Origin of the sequence: Thermococcus chitonophagus, from assembly GCF_002214605.1 — an archaeon.
GTDB classification, from domain to species: Archaea; Methanobacteriota_B; Thermococci; order Thermococcales; family Thermococcaceae; genus Pyrococcus; species Pyrococcus chitonophagus.
Genome location: NZ_CP015193.1, coordinates 1160745 through 1177480, shown reverse-complemented (window position 1 = coordinate 1177480; position 16736 = coordinate 1160745). Strand labels below are relative to the sequence as shown.

The 16736-nt window shown below is 45.6% G+C and carries 22 protein-coding genes; 16 read left to right on the top strand and 6 right to left on the bottom strand.

What is annotated here, in order from left to right:
• Positions 1 to 37 precede the first annotated feature (37 nt).
• From A3L04_RS06640 to A3L04_RS06600, 9 genes are all read left to right on the top strand, one after another.
• Positions 38 to 694, top strand: a complete 657-nt coding sequence (locus A3L04_RS06640; RefSeq protein WP_157895690.1) for a DUF257 family protein — start codon at positions 38 to 40, stop codon at positions 692 to 694.
• Positions 691 to 1365 carry a DUF257 family protein gene (locus A3L04_RS06635; RefSeq protein WP_068578117.1) on the top strand — a complete coding sequence of 225 codons (675 nt, stop codon included), beginning with the start codon at positions 691 to 693 and terminating at the stop codon, positions 1363 to 1365. The genes A3L04_RS06640 and A3L04_RS06635 overlap by 4 nt, the downstream gene beginning before the upstream one ends.
• Entirely contained in the window at positions 1362 to 1898 is a 537-nt protein-coding gene (locus A3L04_RS06630) for a YbhB/YbcL family Raf kinase inhibitor-like protein (protein ID WP_068578115.1), read from the top strand. Before A3L04_RS06635 ends, A3L04_RS06630 begins: the two co-directional genes overlap by 4 nt.
• A 90-nt stretch (positions 1899 to 1988) precedes the next feature.
• Entirely contained in the window at positions 1989 to 2633 is a 645-nt protein-coding gene (gene tenA / locus A3L04_RS06625) for a thiaminase II (protein WP_068578113.1), read from the top strand.
• The gene (locus tag A3L04_RS06620) at positions 2623 to 3246 is read left to right on the top strand and encodes a TenA family protein (RefSeq protein ID WP_068578111.1); all 624 of its coding nucleotides are present in this window, start codon (positions 2623 to 2625) and stop codon (positions 3244 to 3246) included. Before tenA ends, A3L04_RS06620 begins: the two co-directional genes overlap by 11 nt.
• Before the next feature lie 2 nt (positions 3247 to 3248).
• Entirely contained in the window at positions 3249 to 4499 is a 1251-nt protein-coding gene (gene cytX, locus A3L04_RS06615; RefSeq protein ID WP_068578110.1) for a putative hydroxymethylpyrimidine transporter CytX, read from the top strand.
• Positions 4496 to 5287: a hydroxyethylthiazole kinase gene (thiM, locus tag A3L04_RS06610; RefSeq protein ID WP_394326719.1), complete on the top strand. Its 792-nt coding sequence runs from the start codon at positions 4496 to 4498 to the stop codon at positions 5285 to 5287. The genes cytX and thiM overlap by 4 nt, the downstream gene beginning before the upstream one ends.
• Positions 5277 to 5900 (top strand): thiamine phosphate synthase, encoded by a 624-nt coding sequence (gene thiE / locus A3L04_RS06605; RefSeq protein ID WP_068578106.1) that lies wholly within the window; start codon positions 5277 to 5279, stop codon positions 5898 to 5900. The genes thiM and thiE overlap by 11 nt, the downstream gene beginning before the upstream one ends.
• Positions 5897 to 7237 carry a bifunctional hydroxymethylpyrimidine kinase/phosphomethylpyrimidine kinase gene (locus A3L04_RS06600; protein WP_068578104.1) on the top strand — a complete coding sequence of 447 codons (1341 nt, stop codon included), beginning with the start codon at positions 5897 to 5899 and terminating at the stop codon, positions 7235 to 7237. Before thiE ends, A3L04_RS06600 begins: the two co-directional genes overlap by 4 nt.
• 210 nt (positions 7238 to 7447) lie before the next feature.
• On the opposite strand, the gene A3L04_RS06595 is transcribed toward A3L04_RS06600, so the two are convergent.
• Complete coding sequence (locus A3L04_RS06595) at positions 7448 to 8500, bottom strand: M20/M25/M40 family metallo-hydrolase (protein WP_068578102.1); 1053 nt, start codon at positions 8498 to 8500, stop codon at positions 7448 to 7450.
• 158 nt (positions 8501 to 8658) lie between these two features.
• Here A3L04_RS06595 and A3L04_RS06590 point away from each other — a divergent pair, with 158 nt between their 5' ends.
• Positions 8659 to 9405, top strand: coding sequence for a DUF72 domain-containing protein (locus A3L04_RS06590; protein ID WP_068578100.1), 747 nt, complete (start codon positions 8659 to 8661; stop codon positions 9403 to 9405).
• Positions 9406 to 9413: 8 nt separating this feature from the next.
• Here the strand turns inward: A3L04_RS06590 and A3L04_RS06585 are convergent, their stop codons facing one another.
• The gene (locus A3L04_RS06585) at positions 9414 to 10823 is read right to left on the bottom strand and encodes a pyruvate carboxylase subunit B (RefSeq protein ID WP_068578098.1); all 1410 of its coding nucleotides are present in this window, start codon (positions 10821 to 10823) and stop codon (positions 9414 to 9416) included.
• 156 nt (positions 10824 to 10979) lie between these two features.
• On the opposite strand from A3L04_RS06585, the gene A3L04_RS11015 reads away from it, so the two are divergent.
• The 6 genes from A3L04_RS11015 to A3L04_RS06560 all read left to right on the top strand — a co-directional run bounded on the left by A3L04_RS11015 (position 10980) and on the right by A3L04_RS06560 (position 14093).
• Positions 10980 to 11120 (top strand): hypothetical protein, encoded by a 141-nt coding sequence (locus A3L04_RS11015; RefSeq protein ID WP_157092433.1) that lies wholly within the window; start codon positions 10980 to 10982, stop codon positions 11118 to 11120.
• 215 nt (positions 11121 to 11335) lie between these two features.
• Complete coding sequence (locus A3L04_RS06580) at positions 11336 to 11704, top strand: hypothetical protein (RefSeq protein WP_157895689.1); 369 nt, start codon at positions 11336 to 11338, stop codon at positions 11702 to 11704.
• A 39-nt stretch (positions 11705 to 11743) separates the two neighbouring features.
• On the top strand, positions 11744 to 12118 hold the full coding sequence (locus A3L04_RS06575) for a hypothetical protein (RefSeq protein WP_068578095.1): 375 nt from the start codon (positions 11744 to 11746) through the stop codon (positions 12116 to 12118).
• 40 nt (positions 12119 to 12158) lie between these two features.
• Entirely contained in the window at positions 12159 to 12737 is a 579-nt protein-coding gene (locus tag A3L04_RS06570) for a thioredoxin domain-containing protein (protein ID WP_068578093.1), read from the top strand.
• A 63-nt stretch (positions 12738 to 12800) separates the two neighbouring features.
• Positions 12801 to 13004 (top strand): helix-turn-helix domain-containing protein, encoded by a 204-nt coding sequence (locus tag A3L04_RS06565; protein ID WP_068578091.1) that lies wholly within the window; start codon positions 12801 to 12803, stop codon positions 13002 to 13004.
• A 135-nt stretch (positions 13005 to 13139) separates the two neighbouring features.
• Positions 13140 to 14093 (top strand): inorganic phosphate transporter, encoded by a 954-nt coding sequence (locus A3L04_RS06560; protein WP_068578089.1) that lies wholly within the window; start codon positions 13140 to 13142, stop codon positions 14091 to 14093.
• Here A3L04_RS06560 and hflX read toward each other — a convergent pair.
• From hflX to A3L04_RS06540, 4 genes are read right to left on the bottom strand one after another with little or no spacing between them, the layout of a single operon-like run.
• On the bottom strand, positions 14077 to 15348 hold the full coding sequence (gene hflX, locus A3L04_RS06555) for a GTPase HflX (RefSeq protein WP_068578087.1): 1272 nt from the start codon (positions 15346 to 15348) through the stop codon (positions 14077 to 14079). The two genes, A3L04_RS06560 and hflX, sit on opposite strands and share 17 nt — an antisense overlap.
• Before the next feature lie 36 nt (positions 15349 to 15384).
• Positions 15385 to 15666 carry a DUF3216 domain-containing protein gene (locus A3L04_RS06550; protein WP_068578085.1) on the bottom strand — a complete coding sequence of 94 codons (282 nt, stop codon included), beginning with the start codon at positions 15664 to 15666 and terminating at the stop codon, positions 15385 to 15387.
• Entirely contained in the window at positions 15653 to 16300 is a 648-nt protein-coding gene (locus tag A3L04_RS06545; RefSeq protein WP_068578083.1) for a class I SAM-dependent methyltransferase, read from the bottom strand. Before A3L04_RS06545 ends, A3L04_RS06550 begins: the two co-directional genes overlap by 14 nt.
• Positions 16301 to 16303: 3 nt before the next feature.
• The gene (locus A3L04_RS06540; RefSeq protein ID WP_068579579.1) at positions 16304 to 16720 is read right to left on the bottom strand and encodes a DUF2240 family protein; all 417 of its coding nucleotides are present in this window, start codon (positions 16718 to 16720) and stop codon (positions 16304 to 16306) included.
• Positions 16721 to 16736 lie beyond the last annotated feature (16 nt).

The following is a 16736-nucleotide window of genomic DNA, read 5'->3' as shown; positions in this document are numbered from 1 at the left end:
ATACCCCTAGTCATTAATATACATTTGGTGGGGTCTATTGGATATATTAGAGGGGCTTTTGGACGGAGTAAAATATGGGGAAGTAGTCCTAATAAAGTACCCGCCCTCATACGTTCCCGAGTTTACAATTCTTCAAATAGTCGAGTATGCGAAATCAAAAGGGGTCCCAGTGATTATAGACGACAACTTTGACGCATTTCCCATCATAGTTTCCCACCTTGAAGCTCTTGGGGTAAGTTTTGACACCAATACCGTTTATGTCGTAAAAACCGGAGGAAGTATCAACGTTGGAAACGTTATTGCGAAGATAAGATACCATCCAGATCCTAGGGTTTATCTCAAGGAGTACAGGGAAACTATGGACAAGGTTTTTTCAAAATTTAAAGAATGTATAACAATATCTGTGGGAGTGGAATCAGTCCTCAGCAGGCTAACAACACCACAAGAGCTCTATTTGGCAATATTCGAGATTCAAAAAGCCCTTGGAAATAAAAATAGGAAATCAGTTTACCTAATTAATGAGAGGATATTCAACGCACTCCCGAGCATAGCAAGGGTGGAGCTGAGTAGAATAGCAAGTACAATAGTGAATACGAAACCCTACACCACAGGGGCTCATCTGTATATAGTCAAGAGTCCAAATCCCGAACTAGTTGGAAAAGAGATAACGGTTGATGTTGGTGGTAAGCAATGAAGTTTGGACTACTGTGGGAGGTTATAAAAGATAAGAAGTTCGGGGAAACTGTCATAGTCGAGAACCAAACTTCCTTAGGGATTGAAGCCCTTTTACTTTCCCTTATTGAGTACTCTAGGGCCAACGATATCCCCCTATTAATTGAGGACATATTAGATACATTCCCTATATACGCTAGGCATCTTGAACTGATCCTAGGTAACCTTAACCTTGAGAATTCCAAGATACTAAAGATAGGTGGTTCGGATGACGTTGGAAGAATAGCCGAGAAGCTCAGGTTTGAGACTGACTTAAGGGTATACTTAAGTAGATACAGGGAGGCATTTTATTCTGTTTCTCCCAAGGAGAACTTCATAGATCTTGTGTTCGGCTTGGATAGACTCTTTGCTTTAAACGACACTCCAATGGGAACCTCTGAGCTTATAAATTCTATAAAGACATACATAACTAATAAAAACAGGCTTGCGTTCTACTTCTTTGAGCTTGATCTCATGGAGAACCTTTCAACGAGGCCCATCCCTGTAATAGAGGAATTGGCAACATCGGTTGTCAGGGTAACACAGGACAGGGACACGATAGTTTTCACAATGATAAAGGATTCCTGGGCCCTTAAAGCCAAGATAAAGGAAGTCAGAATTTCTGTGAGGGATATTTTAGGTGATGAAATATGAAGAGAGTAATTCCCCTAATTTTAATGACTGTTGTACTCCTATCTGGCTGTTTGGGAGAAAAGAGCGAGTCAAAGTTTTCAATTTCATCAGTTTTTCAGGAGAATGAGCCAATTCCAAAAAAGTATACATGTGACGGTATTAACATTAACCCTCCCCTCTACATTTCGAACATTCCTGAAAATGCAAAATCTCTCGTCATAATAGTTGACGACCCTGATGCTCCCAGGGGAACTTTCACGCATTGGATAGCTTGGGACATCCCTCCAGTTAAGGAGATCCCCGAAGGCATTCCCAAAAAAGGTGAAGTAGAGAGTCCGGTGAAAATGATTCAAGGCATTAACGACTTCGGGAGGATAGGCTATGACGGCCCCTGCCCTCCTCCAGGACATGGGGTTCACCACTACCACTTTAAGGTCTATGCCCTCGACATAACCCTAAATTTGGCCCCAGGATCTACTAGAAAGGAACTGGAAGAGGCCATGAAAGGGCACGTTATCGCCGAGGCCGAGCTAGTTGGGACGTATGAGCGCTGATCGTTATTTTTTGCTCCAGTATATAACTAGGTTTTAAAATTCAACAAAAAGGTTATAAAATTCTGGAGTTAGGAATTTCTGGTGAGCCTAATGGTGACTGAGAGGCTCAGGAAGGAGGCCGATGCCATATGGAGGAGAATTTTTGAGCATCCCTTCGTCGTTCACCTTTACGGGGGAGATTTACCAATCGAGAAGTTCAAGTTCTACGTTCTTCAGGACTTCAACTACCTCGTAGGTCTAACTAGGGCACTCTCGGTTATAGCATCTAAAGCTGAGTATCCAATAATGGCCGAGATACTTGAGCTGGCGAGGGAGGAGATAACCACGGAGATGAAGAACTATGAGGAGTTGCTTAATAAGCTAGGGTTTACACTTGAGGATGCAGTAAAAACCGAGCCAACTCTAGTAAACTCCGCCTACATGGACTTCATGCTCTCCACGGCGTATAAGGGGAGCTGGGTTGAAGGGTTGACTGCGTTGTTGCCGTGCTTCTGGAGCTATGCTGAGATAGCTGAATATCACATAGACGCCCTCAAGAACAATGAAAACGAGATTTATAGGGAGTGGGCCCAGGTTTACCTGAGCGACGAGTACTTAGGGCTTGTTAAAAGGCTGAGGGAACTCATAGATGGACATCCTGGGGACTACGAGAGAATGAAAAGGATATTCATCACGGGAAGCAAATTTGAGTTAGCATTCTGGGAGATGGCTTGGAGGGGTGGAGATGTTTTCTGAGGAGCTTTTAAGGGAAGCAAGACCCATCTGGAGCGAGTTCTTACCTCATAATTTCCTCATTAGGATAGCAGAGAACAGGCTTCCCCAGGAAAACTTTGCTAAATGGCTTGTAAACGACTACTACTTCGTGAAGAACGCGTTGAGGTTCATGGCAATCTTAATGGCTAAAGCTCCCGACAATCTCCTTCAATTCTTCGCAGAGTCTATCTACTACATATCGAAGGAGCTCGAGATGTTCGAGTCTAAAGCTAGAGCTCTCGGCATCTCACTAGAGGGAGAGATTGACTGGAGGGCAAAGGCCTACGTAAACTACCTCCTGAACGTTGCAAGCCTGGGAAGCTTCTTGGAGGGATTTACGGCGTTTTACTGTGAGGAGAAAGCGTACTATGAGGCTTGGTCCTGGGTCAAAAGCCACCAAAAGGAGAAGAGCCCATATCAGGAGTTTATAGACCACTGGAGCTCTGAAGAATTTGGAGAGTATGTGAGAAAACTTGGGTCAATTCTCAACGAGCTCGCTGAGCAGCATGGAGAGTTTGAGAGAAGAAAGGCAAAGGAGGTATTCCTTGAGGTCTCAAAGTTTGAGTTGATATTCTGGGATATTGGGGGTGAGTGAGGATGTACGAGATAAAGCCAGTTAGGGATAAAATATTCGACTTTTGGAGTAACTTTTCAATATGGTTCGGAGCGGACTTTGGAATAGCAGTGATATGGGCCGGGGCACTGTTAACGCCTTACCTCTCCCTCAAGCAGGCCCTTCTGGTGATAATCATTGGACACCTCTTAGGTAACGCCGTTATGAGCTTGATAGCTGTGGAGGGTCAGGAAACTGGATTGCCTACGATGGTTTTATCTAGGGGGCCCCTTGGGGGAAGAGGTTCTGTGCTACCATCGATTCTTAATTACCTCCAGCTCATAGGATGGACGGCGATAATGCTACTTGTAGGTGCCAAGGCCCTAGATGCCATTTTCCCAGGAACATACTCCGCTTGGGTGATCATCCTAGGTATTCTAGTTACGGTCTGGACACTTGTAGGACCCGAGAAGTGGAGGTGGCTAGAGAAAGTTTCAGTCGCTCTCTTAGGAGTGCTCAGCATCTGGCTGCTGTACGTGATATTCTCCAAGTACTCGTTCTTAGAGCTCTGGAACAAGCCCGGAGAGGGAGGCCTGCCACTCCTTATAGCTTTAGACCTAGTAATTGCCATGCCCTTGAGCTGGGCACCAACGATAGCCGACTACGCGAGGTTCGCGAAGACAAAGGAAGATGCTGCCTGGGGGACTTACTTAGGCCACTTGGCAGGTTCAGCGTTCTGTTACTTCCTGGGGGCTTTGAGCAATGTTGCAATTAAACAGCCAGATCCCATAAGCATAATAGCTGCATACGGCCTCGGAATACCGGCGATGCTTATTGTGCTAGTTTCAACGCTCAATACAACATTCATGGACATCTACTCGGCCTCAATAACGTGGAAGAACGTCAATCCAAGGGCGAATGCCAAGCTACACGTCATACTGGTAGGCATCGTGGGAACAGTTTTAGCCTTGATATTCCCGGTAGATAAGTACGAGGCATTCCTACTACTAATCGGTGGAGCCTTCGTGCCTCTGGCCGCGATAATGATAACGGACTACTTCTTAGTCAAGAAGAAGTACGATGCAGATAAGCTTCTCTCCGATGAATCAGTAAAGGTCTCAGGTATTATTGCGTGGGTTATGGGATTCTTATTGTACCTGGGTCTAACAATGGAGAGCTTAGTGGGAGTCCACATTCCTGGGCTCAGCTCGATTGGAAACCAAATTGGAGCAAGTATTCCCGTATTCGTGACCTCGGCAGTTCTATACTACATTCTTGAGAGGTGGTTGAGGTGATAAGGGAAGCATTAAAGCTCGTAAGGAAGAAAAGGCCCTTAGTTCATAACATAACCAACTTCGTTGTCATGAACTCAACTGCGAATGCACTTTTGGCCATAGGAGCTTCCCCTGTAATGGCTCATGCCCAGGAAGAACTCGAGGAGATGATTGGAATTGCAGATTCCGTAGTTATAAACATAGGAACTCTTGACAAGTTCTGGATAGACTCGATGATTAAGGCTACCAAAGTAGCCAATGACCTTAATAAGCCCATAGTTCTAGATCCCGTGGGGGCTGGTGCAACAAGGCTGAGAACGGAAACCGCTCTAAAGATACTCGAGCTGGGTGTTACCGTTCTAAGGGGGAATTTTGGTGAGATATCGGCCCTCCTCGGAGAGCACGGCAAAACTAGAGGGGTTGATTCTGCCGAATATAACGAGGAGAAAGCTAAGGAACTGGCACTTAAAGCTGCAGAGGAGTTCTCAACGGTAGTTGCTGTAACCGGAAAAGTTGACTACGTAAGTGATGGAAAAAGGGTATACGCTGTTTACAACGGTCACGAAATGCTTGGTAGAGTCACTGGAACGGGTTGCATGGTGTCGGCAATTACAGGGGCATTCATAGCAGTCGTTGAACCTCTCATTGGGGCTGTAAGTGCCATAGCAACTTTCGGAATTGCCGCCGAGAAAGCTTATGAGGAAGCTAAGACCCCAGGAAGCTTCCACGTAAGGCTTTACGACTGGCTCTACCTTCTGAAGCCTGAAGATGTGGAAAAGCTCGCAAGGGTGAGGGAGATTGAGCTTTAAGAAGTACCTCAAGCTTTACGTTATAACGGACAGGAGGCTTAAACCCGAAGTTGAATCAGTTAGGCAGGCACTCGAAGGCGGGGCTACCGCTATCCAGATGAGGATAAAAGATGCTCCAACGAGAGAGATGTACAAGATGGGGAGAGAGCTCAGGAAGTTGACGAGGGAATACGATGCCCTATTCTTCGTTGATGACAGGATTGATGTCGCCTTAGCTGTAGATGCCGATGGAGTTCAGCTTGGCCCTGAGGATATGCCAATTGAGGTTGCCAAGGAAATTGCCCCTAGTCTTCTAATTGGAGCCTCCGTGTATTCCCTAGAGGAGGCCCTAGATGCCGAGGCTAAAGGGGCGGACTATCTGGGAGCTGGCTCAGTTTTTCCAACTAAAACTAAAAGTGATGTGAGAGTTATTGGACTTGAGGGCCTGAGAAGAATTGTTGAGAGTGTTTCCATTCCAGTAGTGGCCATCGGTGGGATAAACAGAGAGAACGCACGTGAAGTCTTGAAGACGGGGGTAGATGGAATAGCGGTGATATCGGCCGTTATGGGGGCCGATGATGTTAAGAGAGCAACTGAGGAGTTAAGAAAAATCGTGGAGGAGGTGTTAGGATGAGGCTCGTTAAGACTGCATTAACAATTGCCGGTAGCGACAGCGGAGGAGGAGCGGGGATTGAGGCCGATCTGAAGACATTCACGGCATTCGGCGTTCACGGGCTGGTTGCAATAACCTCGGTCACCGCCCAGAATACAACCTCAGTAACGGCCATCCACGATATACCTCCTGAGGTGGTTGCTGAGCAGATAAGGGCGGTTGTTGAGGATATAGGGGTTGATGCAGCAAAGACAGGGATGTTGAGCAATGCCGAGATAATAAAGGCCGTCGCAAAGACCGTGGAGAAGTACGACTTTCCATTGGTCGTTGATCCGGTAATGATAGCCAAGAGCGGGGCTCCTCTTCTGAGGGAAGATGCCGTTGATGCCCTGGTCAAGTACATCCTCCCGCTGGCTACATTGGTAACTCCAAACAGGTTTGAAGCTGAGAAGCTCAGCGGGATGGAGATAAAAACCGTGGAAGATGCGAGAAGAGCAGCGAAGAAAATCGCTGAAGAGACTGGAGCGAAAGCGGTAATTGTAAAGGGAGGCCACCTGTCCGGAGAGTATGCGATAGACGTTCTGTACCACAACGGCACCTTTAAGGAGTACAGGGCTCCCAAGGTGGAGGGCTGTACGCACGGAACAGGCTGTTCCTTCTCAGCTGCAATAACTGCCAACCTCGCCAAGGGGCTTGGTCTGGAGGATGCGATAGGAGTGGCAAAGAAATTCATAACCCTGGGAATTGCCACCGGTCATAGAATAGGCCACGGTCACTGTCCCGTGAACCAGTCCGCATGGATAGAAATTCCAGCTGAAAAGTGGAGAATTTACAAGGAATTGAGCGAGGCAGTCAGGAAGTTTGAGGAAATGAGCCCTGTTCATCTTATCCCAGAGGTTGGCACGAACTTTGTATACTCCTTACCGCTTCCCTACGCCAGAACTATCGAAGATGTTGCTGGAGTTAAGGGAAGGATAGTGAAGTATGGAAACTCAGTGAAGGCCGTAGGCCCAGTAGAGTTCGGAGTGAGTGATCACTTAGCTAGGGCCGTCCTCGCGTATATGAGGTTCTACCCAGAATACAGGAGCGCGATAAACGTAAGGTACAGCGAGGAGATAGTTGAGCTGGCCAAGGAACAGGGGCTTAAGGTTTCCTTCTATGACAGAAGGGAGGAGCCAATAGAGGTTAAAGAGAAGGAAGGAGCCACGATACCCTGGGGCATTGAAACTGCGGTAAAAAGAGCAAAGAACAGGCCAGATATAATATACCACCTAGGTGACATAGGGAAGGAGCCAATGATTATAATCTTTGGGAAGAACCCCAGGGAAGTTCTCGAAAAAGTTAGACTTATCTTATAACCTTAAACGATGAGCTGGTCAGAAACACGCTCCTTTCTCTTGACTTATTTTCCTCTCGAGAATATCGGTGTATTTGTTACAATGCCCTTAAATGGAGTTAGAAGTTCTCCTTGGCATTAATTGATATCTCTACGTTAAAAATTTAGAAAGAGGTTAGCATTATCATGAATTGCTTGGTAGTTTTTTTAGTTTTATAATTCCCATTTAGAGCTACTTCGATCCATATATTTCGTTTATTGCCATGAGAAATTCACTAGCCTTGACGACGTCCCTTACATCAATTCTCTCGAACTTGGTGTGTGAGATATCAAGGTTTCCTGGGCCAAATACTATCGTCTTAGTCCCGTTGTATGTGAAGTTTATTGCGTCAGTCCAGCTCCTCATTGCCCCAAACTCATCGAGGCCAACGACATCCATCGCCTGCTTTGCTATCTGAACTATCTCTTCATCTTCACTCAGCTCATAACCATCCCATATCTCCGTGTACTCGTACTTCAGCGTGTACTCATCAAGTATTGGGTCAATTAAGTCTAGAACGTCCTCGACTTCTTGTTCTGGCAGAAGTCTGGCCTCAAGCCTTCCCCTACACAGCGCGGGAATTAGGTAGTAGGGGTTCTCACATATTAGCTCCTGTATACCTATGTGTGGATCGAAGTACTTCCCCTTCACCTTGAAGGGTTCGAGCTCCTTAAGCTTTTGCAACATCTCAAAGACCTGCTCAATAGCGTTCACACCACTCTCGGGGCATGCTCCATGTGCCTCTTTCCCATCAACTTCAAAGTACGCCTCTATGTTTCCTGCATGCGCTATGTGGACCTCCAAATCCGTAGGCTCAAGAACCACCGCCATCTTCGGCTTGTAGCGCTCCATGAATAAAGCGGAGCCCCTTCCTCCTTTCTCCTCGTCGCTAACGAAAACTATTCCAACGTTCAGATTCTTGCCCTCTTTTTTCAGTTGCTCAAGCATTAGAAGGATTGATGCAATCCCTCCCTTTATGTCGCTGGCTCCCGTTCCATAGACTATGTTTCCCCTCACAAATGGCTCTGCTCTAGGCTCTATCGTGTCCATGTGAACTTCGAAAAATAACTCCGCTTCTGGATTAACAACAAGATCAATTATCTCGCCGTCGCTCTCTATGTGAACATCATAGTCAAGCCTGTGGAGGAATTCCATTATGTAAAGGGCTATCCTGTCCTCTCTCCCGGAAGGAGAGGGTATCTTGAGAAGTTGGAGGAGTATCTCCTTTGCTCTCTCCGTCTTCATTAGGCTCACCTAACCCTCCTTCGCCCAACCGTTTAATAATCTTTGGGAGGGCCTCTGGCTCCTCCCCCCACGACCTCATCAAATCGGCGAGTGCCCACCTTCGTCATCGGCCCGAAAAGTGATATTAAAGGAAAGTTCAAAATCCTTTTGGGATGGTTATGATCCTCGTTGGAACATGTGGCTTTTGCGAGAAGCAAGAAAAGTACTTCCAAGACTTCAAGACCGTAGAGATACAGCAGACCTTCTATAGGATACTCCAAGACAAAACGCTAGAGAGATGGAGGAAGAAGGCTCCGAAGGATTTTGTGTTCTCGATTAAGGCATTTCAGGGAATCACGCATCCTCCTAATAGCCCGACTTGGAGAAGGAGTAACGTTAGGCCTAGTAAGAACGTTGGCCTGCTTAAGCCCACTTCCGAAGTCCTGCACTACTGGAGGATAACGCTACATGAAGCAAAGCTACTTAATGCTAGATTCATCTTAATTCAACTCCCCAAGAGCTTCAAGGAGAGCGATGAGAGTTTTACTAACGCCGAAAAGTTCTTCTCAAAGATAGAAAGGGATATTGAGATAGCAGTTGAGCTGAGGGGATGGAGTGAAAAGGGAAGAAAGAAGTTCGTGAAGGAGTTTGATGTTATTGATGTTGTGGATCCACTCGTTGCGATTCCCCTCCACCGCGGAGATGTAAACTATTACAGGCTCCATGGTAGGTACGAGAACGATAGGATAATCTATTCTCATAGGTACAGCGATGAAGAGCTTAGGAAAATACGAGATAAGGTCCTCGCCTTTCACGTTGAGGAGAGCTTCGTATACTTCAACAATTCAAATATGTGTGAGGATGCCATGAGGTTTAAGAGGGAGCTCGGCGATGGGCCAGCCTCATCACCACCTCAGCGGGGCTAATCCCTTCATCACTGCTCCAGTATGCCCACATCGAATTCAACTCCATTGATGAACAATTTAAACTTTTTAGCCTCCCTGGGGATAGCATTTCCATTAATTCCCTTTCTCCTTGCCTTGAAGAACTCGATGGCAACCTGGGGAAAGAGGCAGTAAGTTAGCACATCCTCCTCGCACTCGCTCTCCCTTATGAAGCCCATCTCGATTAGCTCCTTCCTGCACTCTTCTATTCCCTTGTTCTCCTCCCTAACTCCCTCATCTTTAACCCTTCCCACTAGATCTTCTTTGATCCTGGCCGGAGGCTTGCCGTACTTACCCAGGAGGTATGCCTTAACTTCTTTGGTTAGCATTCTGTACCTCCCAAAGAGAACGTTTAACACCGCCTGGGTTCCAACTATCTGGCTCGCGGGAGTAACCAGTGGAGGCCATCCTAAGTCTTCTCTAACCCTTGGTATCTCTTCTAGCACTTCATTTAACCTATCTAGAGCATTCATTTCCCTGAGTTGAGCAATCAAATTTGACATCATGCCCCCGGGAACTTGATAGGTTAGAACTTCGGGATTTACCTGTAAAACTTTCTTGCTCAGCAGGCACGAATACTTCTCCTCTAGGATTTTCTCTAGGTACTTTGAAACGCTCCTAATGGCATCAAGATTTAAGTTTGGCCTGTCTTTTTCTGGAAGGGCGTGATAGATAGTTTGAATCCCGGGTTGGGCGGTTCCAAACGCTAGGGGACTTATTGAAGTATCGATAAAATCAGCCCCTGCCTCCACCGCCTTAAGGTACGTTGCCACTGCCATGCCGGTCGTTGAGTGAGTGTGAACGTTTACAGGAACTCCATAACTCAGCTTTATTTCCCTAACGAGATCGTAGGCCATCTGGGGAGTTAAAAGGCCAGCCATGTCCTTTATAGTTATCACGTCAACATCTAGCCCTATAAGCTCCTCAACCTTCTGCAGATAATACTCGAGAGTGAATACGGGCCCAGTAGTATAGGCTATAACTCCCTGGACTTCTGCACCGACGCTTTTGACGGTTTTTATTGCAAGCTCCATGTTTCTTACGTCGTTAAGTGCATCAAAAATCCTGAAGATATCTATCCCATTCTCGTACGCCTTCTCGATGAACTTCACGATAACTTCATCTGGATAGTGTTTGTAGCCGACGAGGTTCTTTCCCCTAAGTAGCATCTGTAGCTTTGTCTTCCTTATTCTCTCCCTTAAATCCTTGAGCCTCTCCCAGGGATCCTCCTTTAAATAGCGGATGCAAACATCAAAAGTTGCCCCTCCCCAAACCTCCATTGAGTAGAAGCCTATCTTATCCATATCTTCAGCGATTGGAAGCATGTCCTCAGTTTTCAATCTAGTTGCAAGAAGAGATTGGTGGGCATCTCTAAACGTCGTGTCAATTATTTGAACCATCGACGATCACCGTTAGTAGCTTCGTCGAATGCTTAAAAAAATTATGGGTTAACGAAATAGGACAGCGATCAAATGTATACTCTTATCCAGACAGGATAATTGTCAGTACTTCGATATCCTTTTAAGAAGTAACTTTAATTAACTTCAGGTGGTTGTATGGTAAAATTCCTCAGGTTGTTAAATGAGGGGTGGAAATATACAGTGAGAAATCCTGGGATAATAGTGATTCCAGTCATTGCCAGCATTATTTCCCTTGATAGTGTTGCTAGGGTTGTGAATTTCCATGAAAATATGTAGGAATTAGGATAACGCTACCAGAGGCCCTTCCAACGCTCTGGTCATTCGTTTCTCCTCCAAGAGGTGGTCTTCCTATTCCCTTTTCGCTCCTTTTTGGACTGCTCGTTGCGGTAATCTCAGCTTACCTCTCGGCCGGATTTTTGGGAGCGATAAACAGGGATGAGTTTTCATGGGATAGCTTCCTTAGCACGGCTAACAGATATTTCTTGGAGTTCTTGAAGTTCGATCTCCTCCTCTTTCTGGTCTCGCTTGTAGTCGGAACCTTGGTATTCCTCGGTCCCCTAGGGCTTATATTTGCATTCGTCGTTGTCATTGGCATTGGCTACTTCCTCTATGCCACGCCGTACCTTATCATTCTGTACGGTGTAAAGGTCGAGGAGGCCATTGGAAAAAGCCTGAAGTTATCCCTGAGTGGGGGAGAGTACCTAGAGTACGCGGTAAAATATGGAGGCTTAACTTTATTCCTCTCAATTCCGAATGACACTAATAACGGTCAACCTAGGGGCCGTGGGACTGTTCCTTGGACTACTAATCGCTACACCGCTGGCCGTCATGTTTTCTCGTGCGACCTTAGTTTTCCTTAAAAATTTAAGTCCCCAGGGTTAGTGATACCCGGTGGTGGGATGATAGAGAGAATAAAGTTAAGGGAGGAACTCTCAGAGGAAGATCTTAATAAGGTAGTAAGAGTAATTGAAAAGCTAAAAAGAAAGTTCCCTGGGGCCCTAACTCGAAAAACTAAAACTGGGGAGAAAGTGAGTTTTATTGACGTGAGCATATGCGATGGGATAAACTTTGATGTTGTATACGGAAGAAGAAACGGAGTTCCCTTCATTGTCGTTGAAATGGAGGGCAGAAAAGCTGTCATGGCTTTTGGGATTATGAAGTTCATTTTAGAAGAGGCAGGGCTTTCCTATGCTCCAGAGTGCGATGGAAGTGAAGCGTACAACGAGCTTAAAAAGAAAATGAAAGCAAAAACACTGCTTGATTTCTTGGGATAGATATATTAAGGGGCATTGCCATTCGGTGTGGGGGTTTAAAATGAAGTTCGTCAGGGTTATCCTACTCGTACTTTTGCTCGCGTCCTTTTCCCTCGGATGCATATCCTCAAATCAAACTCAATCTCAAACTCAAATTTCAAGTAGCACTGGAACCCAGGGAACAATGGCTCAAACTCCAAGTAGCACGACAACTCAAGACTGGCTTCAGGGATTAGACAAATCAAAGTTTCACTTCTATATCTATGGTCTTGATACCTGCCCTCACTGCCAGAAGATGAAAAAGCTACTGCCCGAATACTTTGGTAACGGTAGCTTAACTTTCTACGAAGTTCGTAGCAACGAAAAGAACTTCCAAATATACTATAACTTTTCTCGCCTGATCGGTGTTCAAGGAGTTCCTCTAATTGGGGTATTCTACGATGGGAAACTGTACGCAATAATTGAGGGTGAGATAGATCCGAAGTTAATTCCGAAGATTGTAAAAGAGGCCATGAAGAACAAGGGTGTAATCTTGATTATAAGTGCCGGCCAGTACATTCTACCCTTCAACAATACAAAGGCTGTTAGTGCTATTAACAATATGACCAGATGGTTCAGGGAAGGAGTCCCCGAATCGTGATGGACATAATTGTCCAAAAATATTAATTAACCTCCTTTTTCAAATTATTATTTGGTGTTCTGCATGCATTCAAAGGAGTTTGTGTATAAAGTTTTGGCCACAAAGAAGAAGGCCGTAAGCTTAAAGAAGCTAAGCTCTGAGCTTGAAACTTCTATGCCAAGACTCCTTCAAACTCTTAAACAGCTTGAAAATGATGGCCTTGTTGAAATCTCATACAAAAGCGAGATCACAGTTAAAGCCAAAACTCTTGAGGATTACACGAGTTAATTTTTCTGATCCTTAAAATTTATTAACCTATTCTCACCCTTTTTAACATGGGATCTATAAACTATATAGAGTATATAGGCTCCCTTATCGAACACAATTGGCTTTAGGGCTTTTTAAACAGTAGAGGTGGAGCTAATGAGCCTGATCATTCCCCTACTGGCAGTAACCTTCTATCTCGCGTGGAACATAGGCGCGAACGGCTCGGCGAACGTCATGGGGACTTCGGTTGGCTCGGGAGTCCTGAGCTTTAGGCAGGCAACCCTAATAGTTGTGATATTTACGACCCTAGGGGCATACCTGAAGGGTAGTAAGGTTATGGAAACGGTTGGCAAGGGAATTGTTCAGATAACCCCTGAGGTTGCAATAGTAGTTTTGCTGACAGCGGGATTAATGATGACGCTTGCGACGATAAGAGGGTTGCCAGTATCCACAGCTCAGGCTATAATTGGTAGTTCTATCGGGGTTGCCTTGGCTCTAGGTCTGAGGATCAATTGGATTACTCTCCTAAAAATCATTATCGCCTGGGTGGCCTCTCCAATATTGGCTGGAGTTTTTAGTTTTCTGCTTTTTAGGATGTACTCCAGAGTTTTTAGGAGAATAAAAAGCATTAAGGTGCTTGAAATAGTTTACAAGTGGGTGGCCATAACGGGAGGGGCTTATATGGCATTCAACCTTGGAGCAAATGAAGTTGCTAACGCCGTTGGACCCCTCTTGGCAGTTAACTTGTTTAGCCCCAAGATTGCTGGAGTTTTTGGAGCACTCAGCCTCTCCCTGGGCACGGTTACTTTTAGCTATGGGGTCATGAATACAGTGGGCAAAAAGATAGCGAGCCTAGATCCAGTTACTGCATTCTCAGCCCAGTTTGGTTCCGCAATATCCGTAAGCTTAGCTAATTTCTTTGGACTGCCAGTTAGCTCCGGCCAGGCTATAGTTGGCGGGATAATAGGGGTTAGCTTGGGAGCTGGTGAAAAAGTTAGAAAAGGCACGGTAGTTGACATTGTTACCGGCTGGATTCTAGCCCCAATCCTGGGAGTAGTCCTTTCATATGCTTTAGCGCTCCTGTTCCTTCACTTTAGGCTACTCTCTTGACCTCAACTCCTAACTTGGTGAGGTGCCTTATCATTCCGGTCTGGATGTATGCCCTTATCCTTGCCCCCTCACCGTAGTCTATGTCGAGCAATTCCCCAACGGAGTGTATCATCGCTATTACCTTTCCAACTTTCTCTGGATCTCTAACGGTAATCTCAAACTCCTGGAACTTTGGAGAAATCGCTATAGCTTTTTCTATTGCACTGTAAAGTTCTTCAAGCCTTTTCTGCTTTGCCGATATTTTGACGACATCTATGAGATTAGCCCTCCCGTTTACGAGCTCCCTAAGCAGGAGGGCTTTTTCTTTAGCATCTTCCTCTGAAATTAAATCTATCTTGTTCAACGCCACTATCATTGGCCTATCTAAGGCCTTAAGTTCCCTGAGAACGTCAAGGGAAGCGAAGAACTTCCTCCTAATTTCGGGCCACGGCTCACTTGCGTCGAGAACTAAGACTATTATGTCAGCTTTCACTATCTCCTCAAGCGTTGAGTGGAACGCCTCAACGATGAAGGGCGGGAGGTTGTCAATGAAACCAACGGTGTCGGTTATGAGTAGCATCTTCCCGTTGACCTTGAACCTCCTCGTTGTAGTGTCTAGGGTGGTGAACATCTGGTTCCTCGCCTCTATGCTCTCCCCCGTTAAGGCGTTTAAGAGGGTGGACTTCCCGGCGTTTGTATAGCCAGCTAAGGCAACTAGAACGAATCCTTCCTCTTCCCTCTTCTTCCTTCTAATTTCTCTCTCTGCCCTTATCTTCTCTAGCTCCTCCCTTATTTTGCCCATCCTGTACCTTATGTGCTTGAAGTACTGGTGAACCTGATACTCACCCATACCTTTAAATCCTGCTCTATCTCCCATTTTTATCCTTCTAATTGCCTCCTTAACAAGGGGAAGTTCGTACTGAAGGTTCGCAAGCTCGACTTGGAGCTTTGCCTCTTTAGAGTGAGCTCTCTTCTCGAATATCTCAAGAACGAGTTGCCACTTATCAATTATATCAATCCTCAACTCCTTCCATAGATTATAAGCTTGAGATGGTGTTAATCGGTTAGCGAATACCACCTTATCTGGTTTTAATTCCTCAATGAGCTTCTTTATCTCCTCGAGCTTTCCCGGCCCAATATTATAGCGTGGGTGCTCCTCTCTTACCTGTTCAACTATTGCAAGAACCTCATAGCCAGCACTCCTCAAAAGCTCCTCAAACTCCTCCCTACTAACCCTCTCTCGCCTTGACTTCCTTATCACACCGATGACTCTCATCAAAATTTAGAAAGATTTAGAGGTTTAAAGAGGTTTCTACTCAGAAATGGGGGGCCTTGCCTTCCTTAGGAACAGCTCCTCCTTTTCTCGGGCCTCTTTAACTTTTATAAGCAACTCCTCAATTTTCCTATCTTCATGCTTAATCTTCAACGTCGTGAGAATTCCTTCAAGGAACCCGTAAATGCCTGCCTTAGCGAAGTGTTCCCCTCTAGTCTTTTCCAATCCTTGGTTCAATAGCGTGAACCTGTCTATTGCCTCTACTAGGTTATTCTCTCCTAACCTCTCGCACAGGGACTTTACCTCTTCAACTAGTTCCATTTTGACTCACCTTCCTTGCCCTTATTACAACGAAGCTACCCTCTCCATACCCATCCTTTACCGACTCTACCTCTTTTATCTCATTTAGTCTGTGGAATAATGTCTGGACAATCCTGTCGATAACAAATCTCTGCTTCTTTAATAATCTAATTAGTTCCTGGGTTGAGAAGAACCTTGCCTCTCTGTAGAAGAGGCTTTTGTCTTTCTTCTCCTCATATTCCCTCCCTATTGGACTTTCCTTGTCCACGAATCCTATGATCAGATAGCCCCCAGGTTTAAGAACCCTATAAGCCTCCCTTATCGTCTTTTCGGGATCATCAACGAAGCATATCGTCGTGACCATAAGTATGCAGTCGAGGGAAGAATCTTCAAACGGCAGATCTTCAGCGACCCCAGGAATTACCTTTATCCCCCTCTTCTCCGCTACCTCTGCCATTTTCTTAGATGGCTCAACTCCAACCTTTATCCCTAAAGGGGCCGCAAACCTTCCCGTTCCAACCCCAACTTCGACGCATTCCCCTTCAGGGAGAACTTCCTTTACGGCATTGAGCTCGCTCAAGTAAGCCAGCTTATTTCTCTCAAACCAGCTTTCGTATCTATCCCTATGCTCCTCAAACGGCTTTATCTTTGCCATGATTCAACCCTCCAGCTCGTCTTTAAACCTGCTCATATCAACTCCTTTTTCTAAGCCATAGAGGTAGGCCAGTATCTTCTTGTCAAGATTTCCATATCTCTCCCTTAACTTTTCTACCTCCTCAAGAACCTCAAGCTCGGTAACCCCTAACTGTTTGGCTATGTATTCTACCATCTCTCCAAAAACATCCCTCTTCTCCTCTTCCTCCTCAATTAAGTCTGTGTGAACGATAAGTCCTTCCGGGGTCTCTTCTACAATACCTCCTTCTATGGCCTCACTTATGAGTTGCTTAGCTTCGCTAACCGCCATGATTCCGAGTTTAAACGTCAATATACCAATAAGCTCGCTCTTGCTTTGGAATACCTCATCCCCCTTAAGCTTCACGGCCTCTAAGAGTGGCCTATACTTACCCAATCTCATCCCCAAGGATAAATCT

What these genes read in the sequence shown, in the direction of transcription:
- A3L04_RS06635 (WP_068578117.1), top strand. Translation starts at nt 691, where the DNA reads ATGAAGTTTGGACTACTGTGGGAGGTTATAAAAGATAAGAAGTTCGGG.
- A3L04_RS06630 (WP_068578115.1), top strand. Translation starts at nt 1,362, where the DNA reads ATGAAGAGAGTAATTCCCCTAATTTTAATGACTGTTGTACTCCTATCT.
- tenA (WP_068578113.1), top strand. Translation starts at nt 1,989, where the DNA reads ATGGTGACTGAGAGGCTCAGGAAGGAGGCCGATGCCATATGGAGGAGA.
- A3L04_RS06620 (WP_068578111.1), top strand. Translation starts at nt 2,623, where the DNA reads ATGTTTTCTGAGGAGCTTTTAAGGGAAGCAAGACCCATCTGGAGCGAG.
- cytX (WP_068578110.1), top strand. Translation starts at nt 3,249, where the DNA reads ATGTACGAGATAAAGCCAGTTAGGGATAAAATATTCGACTTTTGGAGT.
- A3L04_RS06600 (WP_068578104.1), top strand. Translation starts at nt 5,897, where the DNA reads ATGAGGCTCGTTAAGACTGCATTAACAATTGCCGGTAGCGACAGCGGA.
- A3L04_RS06595 (WP_068578102.1), bottom strand. Translation starts at nt 8,500, where the DNA reads ATGAAGACGGAGAGAGCAAAGGAGATACTCCTCCAACTTCTCAAGATA.
- A3L04_RS06590 (WP_068578100.1), top strand. Translation starts at nt 8,659, where the DNA reads ATGATCCTCGTTGGAACATGTGGCTTTTGCGAGAAGCAAGAAAAGTAC.
- A3L04_RS06585 (WP_068578098.1), bottom strand. Translation starts at nt 10,823, where the DNA reads ATGGTTCAAATAATTGACACGACGTTTAGAGATGCCCACCAATCTCTT.
- A3L04_RS11015 (WP_157092433.1), top strand. Translation starts at nt 10,980, where the DNA reads ATGGTAAAATTCCTCAGGTTGTTAAATGAGGGGTGGAAATATACAGTG.
- A3L04_RS06575 (WP_068578095.1), top strand. Translation starts at nt 11,744, where the DNA reads ATGATAGAGAGAATAAAGTTAAGGGAGGAACTCTCAGAGGAAGATCTT.
- A3L04_RS06570 (WP_068578093.1), top strand. Translation starts at nt 12,159, where the DNA reads ATGAAGTTCGTCAGGGTTATCCTACTCGTACTTTTGCTCGCGTCCTTT.
- A3L04_RS06565 (WP_068578091.1), top strand. Translation starts at nt 12,801, where the DNA reads ATGCATTCAAAGGAGTTTGTGTATAAAGTTTTGGCCACAAAGAAGAAG.
- A3L04_RS06560 (WP_068578089.1), top strand. Translation starts at nt 13,140, where the DNA reads ATGAGCCTGATCATTCCCCTACTGGCAGTAACCTTCTATCTCGCGTGG.
- hflX (WP_068578087.1), bottom strand. Translation starts at nt 15,348, where the DNA reads ATGAGAGTCATCGGTGTGATAAGGAAGTCAAGGCGAGAGAGGGTTAGT.
- A3L04_RS06550 (WP_068578085.1), bottom strand. Translation starts at nt 15,666, where the DNA reads ATGGAACTAGTTGAAGAGGTAAAGTCCCTGTGCGAGAGGTTAGGAGAG.
- A3L04_RS06545 (WP_068578083.1), bottom strand. Translation starts at nt 16,300, where the DNA reads ATGGCAAAGATAAAGCCGTTTGAGGAGCATAGGGATAGATACGAAAGC.
- A3L04_RS06540 (WP_068579579.1), bottom strand. Translation starts at nt 16,720, where the DNA reads ATGAGATTGGGTAAGTATAGGCCACTCTTAGAGGCCGTGAAGCTTAAG.